This window comes from Streptomyces sp. BBFR102, assembly GCF_051397025.1.
Classification (GTDB): Bacteria; Actinomycetota; Actinomycetes; order Streptomycetales; family Streptomycetaceae; genus Streptomyces.
Window position 1 is genome coordinate 3,114,518 of the sequence record NZ_CP195757.1, and the last position, 13,875, is coordinate 3,128,392.

Annotated in this window: 2 protein-coding genes; both read right to left on the reverse strand. The window is 75.4% G+C overall.

Features of this window, described 5'->3' with window-relative positions; all coding sequences use genetic code 11:
- Nucleotides 1–45: 45 nt before the first annotated feature.
- The gene (locus ACSLIC_RS13835) at nucleotides 46–1,347 is read right to left on the reverse strand and encodes an MFS transporter (RefSeq protein WP_436737974.1); all 1,302 of its coding nucleotides are present in this window, start codon (nucleotides 1,345–1,347) and stop codon (nucleotides 46–48) included.
- Complete coding sequence (locus tag ACSLIC_RS13840) at nucleotides 1,347–13,853, reverse strand: amino acid adenylation domain-containing protein (RefSeq protein WP_436737975.1); 12,507 nt, start codon at nucleotides 13,851–13,853, stop codon at nucleotides 1,347–1,349. Before ACSLIC_RS13840 ends, ACSLIC_RS13835 begins: the two co-directional genes overlap by 1 nt.
- Nucleotides 13,854–13,875: the final 22 nt, after the last annotated feature.

The window sequence follows — 13,875 nt, forward strand, 5'->3', positions numbered from 1 at the left end:
GTCCGGCGGCCCCCCCTCGTCATCCCACGGCCGCGCCGTACGCGGTCACTCCCCGCCGGACGGTGCGGTGGCGGCGGGTTCCGGCGCGGGTGCGGTCCCGTCCTGGGGCGGGTCGAAGCCGCGCAGGGTCGGGCTGAGGGTGGCGACCACCGCGACGACGGCGGTCCCCGCGGCGGCGGCGACGATCGCCCAGCGCGGGCCGGCCCACTCCATGGTCAGACCGCCGGCCAGGGGGCCGAGCGCCGCGGAGACGCCCGACACCAGTCCGATGATCCCGCTGAGCCTGCCCCGCAGCCGGTCGGGAGTGGTCAGCAGCTGGTAGGTGCTGACCGCCGTGTTGGCGGTGGGGGCGAAGAAGGCCATGCCCGCCAGCAGCAGGCCCAGGAGGAGGCCGTTGGTCACCGTCAGCGAGACGGGCGCCAGTACCGCCATCGCCCAGAAGACCATCAGCACCGAGTGGCGCTGGCCGAGCAGCCGGTACAGGCGCGGGGCGGCGAGGGCGCCCAGGAGGCCGCCGACGCCGAACATCGCGGCCATCACGCCGATCTGGCCGGAGGGCACGTCGTCCTGCTGGGCGGCCATGATGATGACCAGGTAGACGACCTGGAAGAGGAAGTTCAGCGCCACCGCGCAGCACGCCGTGACCCGGATCAGCCGGTGCCCCCAGACCCAGCGCAGTCCTTCCGCGGTCTCCTTCCAGAAGCCCGGCCGGGCCTCTCCGGCCTCGGGCGGTGGCGGCTTGGGCAGCCGGATGAAGAGCAGCAGGCAGAAGGAGACCACGTGGGCGACGGCGTTGGCGGCGAACGGCAGCAGGTGCTTGACGCCGAAGAGCACGCCGCTGGCACCGGTGCCGAGCAACTGCCCGATGCTGCCGCGGGCGTGGTTCATCGAGACGGCGGTGGCCAGTTGCTCCTCGGGGACCACGTGGGGCAGGGACGCCTCCTCCGCCGGGTCGTAGAGGGAGGCGCAGAGTCCGAGGACGGCGGCGGTGACCACCATGTGCCAGATCTCCACGGTGTCCTGCCAGATCATCCAGACCAGCAGCCCGAGCACCGTGACCCGGGCGACCTCGCAGGCCAGCATCACCACCTTGCGGTTCCACCGGTCGAGCAGGGTGCCGGCGGGCACGCCCGCGACCAGTTGCGCGGTCGCGTTGACCGCGGCGACCAGCCCGGCCTGGGCCGGTGAGCCGGTCACCGCCAGTACCAGCAGGGGGAAGGCCATCAAGGTGGCGTTGAACCCGGCCTCGGTGAAGGTCCTGCTCATCCAGAGCAGGTTGTAGTCGCGGTTGCGCCACAGCGGACGGACGGTCCGCTGCGGCTGGAGGGTCTTCCCCTGGGCGGCCATCACGCGTTCTCCTGTCGGGTGGCACCGGGCAGGGCGGCGCAGTGGCGGGCCAGGTCGCCGAGCAGTTCCTCGAAGAGCTGGGCGACCTTGGCCATCGTGCCCGGGTGGAAGACGGCCGTGGAGTAGTACCAGGTGAAGCCGAGCCGGCCGTCCACCGCGCTGCCGACCACCTCCAGGAGGTGGGTGGCGGTCTCGTCGGGGCCCGCGTCCTCGCCGAGGGCTCCGTGTTCCACCGCGATCAGCCGGTCCGGGCCGGCGGCCGTCCTGGTGGGTGCCGCACTCTCGTACTGGCCCAGGTAGTTGAAGACCACCTCGGCCTCCGGGAGGTCGCGCAGCGCGGCACCCGGGGAGTCCTCGGGGGCGAGGTGGCGCAGGACGCCGTACCGCAGGCCGTTCTCCGGGACGGTGCGCAGGTCGCGGCGGACCGACTTCATCAGCCGGGACCAGTCGGGCCCCGCCCCGCCCTGCGCGGGGCTGTCCGGGGGCACGGACAGGGCGACGGGGTGGACCGAGGTGAACCACCCGACCGTGCGCGAGAGGTCGACGCCCTCGAAGATCTCCTCCCGGCCGTGGCTCTCCACCTCCAGCACCACCCGCCGGCGTCCGGTCCACCGGCCGAGAGCCAGCGCCAGTACGCCGAGCAGCACGTCGGCGGCGCGGGCCCGGAAGCGGGTGGGGGCCGTGCGCAGCAGGTGAGTGCTCTCCTCGCGGCCGAGGCGGACCTCGACGGTGGCGGCGGTGGCGGCGGAGTTGGGGCCCGGCCCGTCCGTCGGCAGCGGCTCGACCGCCCGCAGGACGTCCGCCCAGTGCGGCAGCTCGTGGTCGGCCGCGCCCTCGGCGGCGTGCTCCTGGAGCAGTGCGGCCCACTCCTGGAAGGAGGTGGTGCGGGCCGACGGGACGATCTCCTCGCCCGCCAGGGCGCGGTGGTAGCCGCGCTCCAGGTCGTCCAGGAGAACGCGCCAGGAGACCGTGTCGACCACCAGGTGGTGGACGGTGAGGAAGAGCTGGTCCGGGCCGTCACCGGTGGTGAACAGGACGGCCTTCAGCAGCGGGCCTCGGGCGATGGCGAAGCCGCGCTGGGCCTCGACGGCGCGCCGCTCGACCGCCTCCCGCCGCTCCCCGGCCGCCAGGCGCGACAGGTCGTGGACGGCCAGCAGCTCCTCGGCGGTCGGCAGTTCCTCGGTGACCCACTGGCGGCGGGCGCCCGTGCCGTCGGGCGTGAACCGGCTGCGCAGCGCGTCGTGGTGGGCCACCAGGGCCAGCAGGGTGCGGCCCAGTGCCTGGCGGTCCGCCGGGCCGGCCAGGTCCAGCAGGGTCGACTGGTTGAAGTGGTCGGGTTGCCGGCGGGTGGCGAAGAACCAGCGCTGTGCCGGGGTGAGGACGACGTCCCCGCTGACCGGGCCGCGTGCCGCCGACGACGCCGCGCCGTCGTCGCCGACCTCGGCGACGCGGGAGAGTTCGGCGATGGTCTGGTGGAGGAAGAGGTCCTTTCCGGTCATCCGGACCCCGGCCTCCCGGGCCCGTGCCAGCACCTGGATGCTGAGGATCGAGTCGCCGCCGATGTCGAAGAACCGGTCGGTGATGCCGACCCGCTCCAGGCCCAGCACCTCGGTCCAGATGCCGGCCAGCAGCCGTTGCAGCGGGGTCTCGGGCTCGACGTGGCCGGAGCCGGGCCCTGCCACGGGTGCCGGGGCGGGCAGGGCGCGGCGGTCCACCTTGCCGTTGGGGCTGAGCGGCAGTTCGTCCAGGACGGCGTAGGCCGTCGGCACCATGTGGGCCGGGAGGACGGTGCTGAGGAAGGTCCGCAGCGCCGTGGGGACGGGCCGCCCGCTCCCCGGGGCGCCGGACGGGGTGGCGTACGCCGCGAGGCGCTTGTGCCCGGTGGCCGGGTCGGTGGCGGCGACCACCGTGACCTCGCCGACGTCCGGGTGGGCGCGGAGCGCCGACTCGACCTCCCCGGTCTCGACGCGGAAGCCGCGGATCTTGACCTGGTGGTCCTGGCGTCCGGTGAAGTCCAGCGTCCCGTCGGCCTGGAGGCGGACGAGGTCGCCGGTACGGTACATCCGCTCGCCGGGACCGCTGAACGGGGAGGCGACGAAGCGCTCCCCGGTCAGCGCCGGGTTGCGCAAGTAGCCGCGGCCCAGGCCGGGGCCCGCGATGTACAGCTCGCCGTGGCAGCCCGGCGGGACCGGCCGCAGCCAGCGGTCCAGGACGTGCAGCCGGACCCCGGCGAGCGGCCCGCCCAGCGGCACGCTCGGGCTGCTCCCCGCGTAGCCGCCGGTGTGCAGGGTGGCCACCAGGGTGGTCTCGCTGGGGCCGTAGATGTTGCGGAAGCGGCGGCCGTCGGCGGACCAGACGGCGGCCAGGGGGGCGGGGCAGGCGTCGCCGGCCGCGCCGACCGTACGTACCGTCGGTACCTCGGCCGGGTCGAGCGCGGCGAGCAGCGCGGGCGGGGTCATCAGCACGGTCGCCGCCAGCCGCCGTGCCTCGGCGGCGAGTTCCTGGCCGCTCTCGGTCTGGCCGAAGCAGAGGGTGGCGCCGGACATCAGGGTGCAGAAGATGTCCGAGACCCCGCCGTCGAAGCTGAGCGAGAGGTGCTGGAGCAGCCGGTCGCCGGGGCCGATGCCGAACCGCTCGGCGAAGTCGGCCACCGTGTGGCAGAGCGAGCGGTGCGGGATCATGATGCCCTTCGGCCGCCCGGTCGACCCCGAGGTGTACACGACGTACGCCAGGTGGTCCGGGCCGGCGGGCCCGTCGGGGGCGGTGGCGGGCAGGCCGGCGATGTGCTCCTGGTCGCGGTCGAGCAGGACGGTCGCGGCGGGGGCCGCCGTCAGCCGCTCGCGCAGCCGGTCCAGGGTGAGCAGCACCGGGGTGCGGGTCTCCTCGGCCATGGCGGCGAGCCGCTCGGCCGGGTAGGCGGGGTCGAGCGGGACGTACGCGCCGCCCGCCTTGACCGCGGCCAGCGCCGCCACCACCGCGTCGGCCCCGCGCGGCAGGCAGACGCCCACCAGGACGTCCGGGCCGACACCGTTCTCGCGCAGGTGGTGGGCGAGCCGGTTGGCGCGGGCGTCCAGCTCGGCGTAGCTGAGCGTCAGTTCGCCGTCGACGACGGCGGGGGCGCCGGGGTCGCGGCGGACCTGCTCGGCGAAGCGCGCGGTGGCCGTCAGTTCCTCGGGCGGCGCGACGGACGCCCCCGTTCCGGCGCGCGACAGTGCCGCGTGCTCGTCGGCGGGGAGCAGGGCCGCGGTGTGCAGCGGACGGTCGGGCGCGGCGGTGAGCGAGTCCAGCAGGGTCCGCAGCCGGCCGGCCATCCGCTGGATCGTGGGGGCGTCGAAGAGGTCGGTGTTGTACTGGATGCCGCCCACCAGCGCCCCGTCCACCTCCTCGAACTGCACGGTCAGGTCGAAGGCGGTGCTGTGGGAGGGCAGGGCGAACTCCTCGATGCGCAGGCCGTCGAGTTCGGCCCGCTGCTGCGGGGTGTTCTGGAGCACCACCATGGCCTGGAAGAGCGGGGACCTGCTCGGGTCCCGGTCGGGGACCAGCTCGTCCACCAGCCGCTCGAACGGGGCGTCCTGGTGGGCGAGGCCCTCGACGACGGTGTGCCGCACCTGGGCGAGCAGGTCGTGGAAGCTGCCGTGCTCGTCGATGTCGGAGCGGACCACCAGGGTGTTGACGAAGAAGCCGACCAGCTCCTCCAGTTCGGCCCGCTCGCGGCCGGAGGAGACGGTGCCCACCGCGATGTCCCGCTGCCCGCTGTGGCGGGCCAGCAGGAGCTGGCAGGCGGCGACGAGGACCATGAAGAGGGTGACGCCGCGGTCGGCGGCCAGTTCGGTGATCCGGTCGGTCGTCTCCTCGGGGACGCGGAAGCCGAGCGTGGCGCCGTTCTTGGTCTGCACGGGCGGGCGCGGGCGGTCGGTGGGCAGCTCCAGTGGCTCCAGCCCGGCCAGCCGCCGGCGCCAGTAGCCGACCTGTTCGTCGGCGACCGGGCCGGTGAGCCGGTCGCGCTGCCAACGGGCGAAATCGGCGTACCTGAGGGGCAGCGCGGGCAGGCCCGGCCCCTCGCCGCGGCGGTGGGCCGCGTACAGGGCCTCCAGGTCGCGGGCGATCACCGCACTGGACCAGCCGTCGGTGACGATGTGGTGGACGCAGAGGGCCAGGATGTGGTCCTCCTCGTCCAGGCGCACCAGCGCGGCCCTCAGCAGCGGACCTTCGCGCAGGTCGAAGGGGGTTCCGGTCTGCTCGGCGAGCAGCTGCTCCAGGGCCTCCTCCCGGTCCGTGCCGGTGAGCGCGCTCAGGTCGGTGAGGGGCAGCGGCACCTCGGCGGGCGGGCGGATCTTCTGCACCGCCCGGCCGCGCACCTCCTCGAAGACGGTGCGCAGCGAGGCGTGCCGGGCCACCAGGCCGTCCAGCGCGTGCCGCAGGGCCTCGGGGTCGAGCGGGCCGCGCATCCTGAGGCCGGTGGGGGAGACGTAGTCGGTACTGCCGGGCTCGTAGGCGTCGAGGAACCACAGCCGCTGCTGTGCGAAGGAGAGGGGCCCTTCGTCGCCCTCGGTACGGGGGATCGGTGCGGTGGCCGGGCCGCCGTCCGTCCCCGTCAGGGCGGCGGCGAGGAGGGCCACGGTGGGGTGGTCGAAGAGCGCGCGCGGCGAGAGGTCGCGGCCGAGTGCGGTACGCAGCCGGGAGGTGATCCGGATGCTGAGGATCGAGTCGCCGCCCAGCTCGAAGAAGTCGTCGTCGACGCCGACCTCCTCGACCTCCAGCGTCTGCGCCCAGACCGAGGCGATCAGCTTCTCGGCGGGGGTGCGCGGCGCGACGCGCTCCTCGCCGGCGGCGCCCGCCGAGGCCGTGGCGGCGAGCGCCCGGCGGTCCACCTTGCCGCTGGGGGTCAGCGGCAGGGCGTCGGTCACCGCGAAGCGGGCCGGTACGAGGTAGTCGGGGACCCGGGCGAGCAGGGCCCGGCGCAGGTCGCCGCCGGTGGTCCCGGCGGCCTCGTCGGCGAGGACGACATGGCCGGTCAGCAGGGTGCGCCCGGCCTCCTGGCGGACGCTGACCGCGGCCTGGCGTACGCCGGGCAGGGCGGCCAGGGCTCCTTCCATCTCGCCGAGTTCGACGCGGAAGCCGCGGACCTTGACCTGGTCGTCGGCGCGGCCGAGGAACTCCAGCGATCCGTCGGGCCGGGTACGCGCCCGGTCGCCGGTGCGGTACAGCCGGGCGCCGCGGGTGAACGGGTCGGCGACGAAGCGGGTGGCGGTCAGCGAGGCCCGGCCCCAGTAGCCGCGGCCGACGCCCTCGCCGCCGATGTACAGCTCGCCCTCGACCCCGGCGGGGACCGGGGAGAGCGTGCCGTCCAGGACGTGCACCCGGGTGTTGGCCAGCGGAGTGCCGACCGGGACGAAGGCGGCGCCCTCCAGCGCGGCCGGGGTGGGGGTGAGCACGGTGGCGTCGATGGTCACCTCGGTCGAGCCGTAGGCGTTGACCACCTCGGTGGCGGGGTCCACGTGGTCCAGCAGCCGCAGGCAGTCCTGGGTGCGCCAGCCCTCGGAGCCGACCGACAGGAGCTTCAGCGGCGGCAGTCCCCGGCCGCGTACGGCGGCCTCGGCGACCAGCGCGTCGGCCAGGCCGGGGACCAGCTCCAGACCGGTGCCGCCGACGGACTCGATCAGCTCCAGCAGCCTCGGCGGGTCGGTGACCACGTCCTGGGGGCAGATGGTCAGGGAGCCGCCGAAGGGCACCGAGCGCAGCAGGTCGGCGAAGAACAGGTCGACCGAGAGGCTGGTGACGGAGACGAAGTCGAGACGCTTCTCCGAGAGGTGGTAGCGCCGCTCCCAGGCGTCGAGGATGTAGCCGAGCTGGCGGTGCTCGATCATGACGCCCTTGGGGCGGCCGGTGGAGCCGGAGGTGTGGATGACGTACGCGAGGTCGCGGGCGTCGGCCGGGACCGGCTCGGCGGCGGGCGGCTCGTCGGCGGCGTCGGCGTCCAGGTCGAGGACGGCGGTGGCGGCCTCCTCGCCGGCGGCGACGCGGGCCCACACGTCGAGGTGGCCGGTCCGGGTCACGACCACGGCCGGGCGGGTGTCGGCGACGATCTGGGAGAGCCGCTCCGTGGGATGTCCCGGGTCCAGTGGTACGTAGGCGGCGCCGGACTTGAGGATGCCGAGCACCCCGACGGCCATCTCGACGCCCCGCCCGGTCAGCAGCGCCACCAGGGTGCCGGGGCCGGCGCCGCGGGCCGCCAGCCGGCGGGCCAGGGCGTCGGTGCGCTCGTCGAGTTCCCGGTGGGTCAGGACGGTGTCGCCCGAGCGGACGGCGGGGGCGTCGGGGGTGCGGCGGGCCTGCTCCGCGAAGAGCAGGTGGACGGGCCGGTCGGCGGGCCTGTGGTGGACCGGGCCGCTCGCCCGGCTCAGCAGCTCCTCGCGCTCGCCTTCGGGGAGCCAGGGCAGCGCGGTCAGGGGCCGGTCGCTGTCGGCGGCGGCCTCGGTGAGCAGCACCTCCAGGCGCCGCGCCAGCGCCGCGGCGGTCGCCGCGTCGAACAGCTGCGGGTCGTAGGCGATCTCGCAGTGCAGCCGGTCGTCCTGGTGGGCGGTGAGGGCCAGCGGGTAGCTGTTGGTGTCGACGGCGTCGACCTCACCGATCCGCAGGCCGTGCTCGGTGGCGCCGCCGTCCTGCAGCGGGTAGTTCTCGAAGACCACCAGGCTCTCGAAGAGCGGTGTGCCGGCGGGCACCTCGCTCAGCGACTGGATGCGGGAGAGCGCCGTGTGCTCGTACGGGCGGGACTCCAGCTGGTCCGCCTGGAGACCGCGCAGCCACGCGCCGAGGGAGCGGCCCGCCTCGACGCGGGCGCGCACCGGAACGGTGTTGATGAACAGGCCGATCATCGACTCGACGCCGGCCAGTTCGGCGGGGCGTCCGGAGACGGTGGCGCCGAAGACCACGTCGTGGGTGGCGCCGTGGTGGGAGAGGAGCAGCGCCCACACGCCCTGCACCACGGTGTTCATGGTGACCCGGTGCCGGCGGGCGGCGGCGGTCAGCCGGGCGGTCTGCTCCGGCGGCAGGGCGAAGGAGACGGGGACGGCGGAGCTGGCGCGGTGTGCCTGGGCGGGCCGGCGGTCGTAGGGCAGCGGGGTCGGGGTGTCGTAGCCGGCCAGCCGCTCGCGCCAGTAGGCGTCCGCGGTGTCCGGGTCCTGCCCGGCCAGCCATTCCAGGTGGTCGCGGAAGGGGCGGGCACGCGGCCGGGGCGGCTCCTCGCCCCGGCGGAGCGCGGCGTAGGCGGCGCCCGCCGCGGCGAAGAGGGCGGCGGCGCTCCAGCCGTCGAGCACCAGGTGGCTGGAGCTCCACACCAGGAGCACCTCGTCGTCGGCGGTCCGCACGAGGGTGATCCGGGTCAGCGGGGCCGCCGCCAGGTCGATGCCGCGGGCCCGGTCCCGCTCCAGCAGCTCGCGGACGTGCCGCTCGCGCTCCTCGGCGGTCAGAGCGCGCCAGTCGTGCAGCTCGACGGGGAGGTCCACTTGCCGGTGGGCCACCTGTACCGGCTCGTCCAGCCCTTCCCAGACGACCGAGGTGCGCAGCGCCCAGGTGGCCTCGACGGTCCGGCGCCAGGCGTCGGCGAAGGCCTCCGGGTCGTCGACGCCCCGCACGGGCAGTGCCAGCTGGTTGACGTAGGCGTCCGAGTCCGGGTCCATCAGCCGGTGGAACAGCATCCCCTGCTGCATCGGCGTGAGCCGGGCGATGTCCTCGACCTGGCGCCCGTCCCCGGCGATCCGGTCCACCTCGGCCTGGGTGAGGCGGGCGAGGGGGAAGTCGCAGGGGGTGCGGCCCCCGGCGCCGGGCGCCAGGCAGTGTGCGACGAGTTCGCCGAGCGCCGCCACGACCTCGCCGGCCAGCCGCTCGACGGTGGCCGGGGCGTGCACCTGGTCGGAGTAGAACCAGGTGAAGGCGAGTCGGCCGTCCTCGACGACCCCGACGACGTCCAGCAGGTGCGGGCGGAGTTCGCCGTCGGCGAGCCGGTCCTCCAGGTCCTCCAGGCGGCCCCGGAGCAGGCCGTCGGAGGCGGCGCCGGACTCGAAGCGGCCGTGGTAGTTGAAGGAGACCTGCGGCAGCGGGTCCGCAGCGAGGACACCGCCCGGGGTGCCGGGGGCGCTCAGCTCGCGCAGGGCGCCGTAGCCGAAACCGTTCTGCGGCACGGCGCGCAGCTGCTCCTTGACCGAGCGGATCACCGAACGCCAGCCGTCCCCGGTGTCCGGGCGGAGGGCGACCGGGTGCATGGCGGTGAACCAGCCGACGGTGCCCGCCGGGTCGCAGGCGGGTACGGCGGCCTCGCGGCCGTGGCCCTCCACCGCGAGGACGACGCGCTCGTGGCCGCTCCAGCGGCCGAGGACCGTGCTGACGGCGCTCAGCAGCAGGTCGTTCACGCGGGTGCGGTAGACGGCGGGGACGCGCTGGAGCAGCGACTCGGTGAGCCCCGCGTCGAGTTCGGCGTGCGCGGTGCGCAGCGACCCGGCGGTGTTGGCGCCGTCCCGGTCGACCGGCACCCGCTCGCCGCCGCCCTCGAAGACCCGGGCCCAGTACGGGACCTCGTGGTCGAGCCCGCCCGAGGCGACGTGGTCGCGCAGGGCGAGGGCCCACTGGCCGAAGGGGACCGGGGGAGCGCCCAGGTCGGCGGGGCGGCCCTCGGCCAGCTGCCGGTAGGCCCGGTCCAGCTCGGCCAGGAGCAGTCGCCAGCTGACTCCGTCGACCACCATGTGGTGGGCGGTCAGCAGGAGTCGGCGGCCCACTCCGGGCCCCTCGTCGAAGAGCACGGCGCCGAACAGCGGCCCCGTCTCCAGCCGGAAGCCGCCGCGCACCCGCTCGGCCGCGCGCTCCCGGGCCGCCTGCCGTTCGGCGGCCGGTACGGGGGCCAGGTCGAGGTGGGTGAACAGCTCGCCGGCGGCCTCGGGGACCGGCTCCTGCACCCGCTCGCCGTCGCGCACGGTGAAGCGGGAGCGGAGCGCGGGGTGCCGCTCCGCCAGGGCGTGGACGGCGCCGCGGACGGCGGCGACGTCCGCCCACGGGTCGAGCCGGAGGTACACGGACATGGTGACGCGGTCGGGCGCCGTCCGGTACGTCTCGTGGAACCAGCGTTGGATGGGGGTGAGTGGGGCGGGACCGGTGGCGACGGCGGCCTCCGTTTCCCGGCCGGCCTCGGCCGCGGCGTCGGCCGCGGCGGCGAGTTGTTCGACGGTCTGCCGCAGGAAGACGTCGCGGGAGGACAGCAGGAGCCCGGCGGCGCGGGCCCGGGTGGCGGTCTGGATGCTGAGGATGGAGTCGCCGCCGAGGTCGAAGAAGTTGTCCTCGACCCCGACCCGCTCCACGCCGAGCAGCTCGCACCAGATGGCGGCCAGTGCTTCCTCGGTGGGGGTCCGGGGCGCGGTGCCGCCCGACTCGGTGGCCGGGTACGCGGGGGCGGGCAGCGCCTTGCGGTCGAGCTTGCCGTTGGCGGTCAGCGGCAGCGCGTCCAGCAGGACGACGGCGGCCGGCACCATGTAGTCCGGCAGGCTCGCGGCGGTGTGTTCGCGCAGCGCCCGGGGGTCCGGGGCGGGGCCGGGGGCCGGCACCGCGTATCCGACCAGCCGCCGGTGGCCGGCCTGGTCGCGGTGGACGGCCACGGCGGCGCTCGCCACGGCGGGGTGGCTGTGCAGCGCGGACTCGATCTCGCCGAGTTCGATGCGGAAGCCGCGGATCTTGACCTGCTGGTCGGAGCGGCCCGCGTACTCCATCGAGCCGTCGGGGCGCAGCCGTACCAGGTCGCCGGTGCGGTACATGCGGGTGCCGGGCGGGCCGTAGGGGTCGGCGACGAACCGTCCGGCGGTCAGCGCCGCCTTGCCGAGGTAACCCCGGGCGAGGCCGGGTCCGGCGACGTACAGCTCGCCGGTGACGCCCTGGGGGACGGGTCGCAGGCCGTTGTCGAGGACGCGGGCCGAGAGGTCCGGGATGGGGCGGCCGATCACGCTGCGACCTCCGAAGCGCCGGGCGGAGCCGGCGTCCAGCGGTACCCGGGTGACGTGCACGGTGGTCTCGGTGATGCCGTACATGTTGACCAGCACCGGGCCGTCCGGGTGCCGTCCGTACCAGGGGTCGAGGCGGCCGGGGTCCAGGGCCTCGCCGCCGAAGACGACCCGGCGCAGCGCCGACAGGTCGGCGCTCTCCTCGCCGGCCGCGGCGAACGCCTCGTCGGCCTCGATCAGCTGGTAGAACGCGGACGGGGTCTGGTTGAGCACGGTGACCCGCTCGCGCTCCAGCAGCCGCAGGAAGTCCTGCGGGGAGCGGGAGGTGGCGTGGTCCACGACGACCAGGCGGCCACCGTGCAGCAGCGGGCCCCACAGCTCCCACACGGAGAAGTCGAACGCGTAGGAGTGGAAGAGGGTCCACACGTCCTCGGCGCCGAAGGCGAAGTCCCGTGCGGTCTCGGAGAAGAGGCGCACCACGTTCCGGTGCGGCACGACGACGCCCTTGGGCAGCCCGGTCGAGCCGGAGGTGTAGATGACGTACGCGGGGTGGTCGGCGCTGAGCGGCGCGCGGCGCTCCGCGTCGGTCAGGGCGCCGACCGGGAGCCGTTCGGCGGCCTCGCGGGTGGCGGGCGCGTCCAGCTCCAGGACGGGCAGTTCGCCGGTGGGCAGGGTGGGAGCCACCTCGGCGCAGGTCAGCAGGGCTTCGGGGGCGGAGTCGGAGAGGATGTGGCGGACCCGGTCGGCCGGGTACTCGGGGTCGAGCGGCACGTAGCAGCCGCCGGCCTTGACCACCGCGAGCAGCGCGGTCACCAGGTCGGCGCCGCGCGGCAGGGCCACCGCGACGCGTGACTCGGGGCCCACGCCGCGTTCCACCAGCAGCCGCGCCAGCCGGTCGGACCGCTCGTCCAGCTCCCGGTAGGTGACGGTGGTGGAGCCGTCGGTCAGCGCGCCGGCGCCGGGGGTGCGGGCCGACTGCCGGGCGAAGAGCGCCGGCAGGGTGTCGGCCGCCGAGGGGGCCGGGGCGCGGTCGGCCTCGGCCGCCTCGCCGAGGGCCAGGACGTGCCGCTCGCCCTCGGCGTCCAGCAGCGGCAGACGGGCCACCCGGGTGCCGGGGTCGGCGGCCACCGCGCCGAGGACCGAGGCCAGGTGGGCGGCGGTCCGCCGGGCGGTGGCGGGGTCGAACAGGTCGGTGGCGTACTCCAGGGTGCAGCGCAGCTCCGCCTCGCCGCGGTCCTCGAACTCCACGGTGAGGTCGAAGTTGGCGGCGCCGCGCGGCACGGTGTGGTGCGCGACGTCCAGGCCGGGCATGGCGGGTGCCGGGCCCGCGCCCCGCTGGAGCACCAGGAGGGTCTGCACCAGCGGCGTGCGGCCGAGGTCGCGCTCGGGTCGCAGCGCCGTGACGACCTCGTCGAAGGGCAGGTCCTGGTGGTCGAAGGCGTCCAGGACGGTGTTCTTGACCTCGCCCAGGAACCGGGTGAAGGGCTCCCGCTCGTCGACGGCGCCGCGCAGCACCACCGTGTTGACGAAGAACCCGGCCATCCGCTCCAGTTCGGGCTGGTCGCGCCCGGAGGCGACGGTCCCCACCGCGATGTCGGAGCTGCCGGTGTACCGGGCCAGCAGCACCTGGTAGGCGGCGACCAGCACCGTGTACAGGGTGCAGCCGTGCTCCCGGGCGAGCCTGCGCAGGCCCAGGGTGACCTCGCCGGGCAGGTCGAGGGAGCAGGTGGCGCCGGCCCCGGTGCGCAGCTGCGGGCGCGGGCGGTCGGTGGGCAGTTCCAGCGGCTCCAGTCCGGCCAGCGTCCGCTCCCAGTAGGCCAGGTGCGCGGCCTGGGCGGGGCTGTCCCGGCGGGCCCGCTGCCAGGCGGCGACGTCGGCGTACTGGACCCGGGGTTCGGGCAGGCCGCTGGGCTCGCCGGTCAGCCGCGACCGGTAGAGCGCCGCCAGGTCGTCCAGGAGCACGCCCATGGACCAGCCGTCGGTGATGATGTGGTGCGCGCAGACCACCAGGACGTGGACCTCGGCCGACTCGCGGACCAGGAACGGGCGGAACGGCGGGGCCTCGCGCAGGTCGAAGGGGACCTGGACCTCGGCCAGCAGCAGCGCGTCCAGGCGTTCGCGCACGGGGCCGTCGCCGTCCGGCAGGTCGATGACGCGCAGGAGGAGCGGGCCGGGCTCGGCGACCCGCTGCACGGGCTCGGCGCCGTCGGTGGCGAAGGTGGTGCGCAGCACCTCGTGGCGGGCGGTCAGGTCGGTGAGCGCGGCGCCCAGGGCCGAGGTGTCCAGCGGGCCGGTCAGGCGCAGGGCGGCGGCGCTGTTGTACTCGGCGCCGCCCTGGCCGAGTTCGCCCAGCATCCACAGGCGGCGCTGGGCGGTGGAGACGGGCAGCGGTGAGCCGTCCCTGGGCAGGGTGGGGATGCGGTTCGCGGGCTGGGTTCCGCCGCCCGCGAGCCGGCGGCGCAGCTGCTCCTTGAGGTGCGCCGGCAGGGCTGCGACGCGGTCGTTCTGCTGGTCAGGGACGGTCACGTGGGCTCTCCGTGGGCTGTGG

Bases quoted from the DNA above. Each gene is read 5' to 3' on its own strand.
- ACSLIC_RS13835 (WP_436737974.1), bottom strand. From the start codon at position 1,347: ATGGCCGCCCAGGGGAAGACCCTCCAGCCGCAGCGGACCGTCCGTCCG.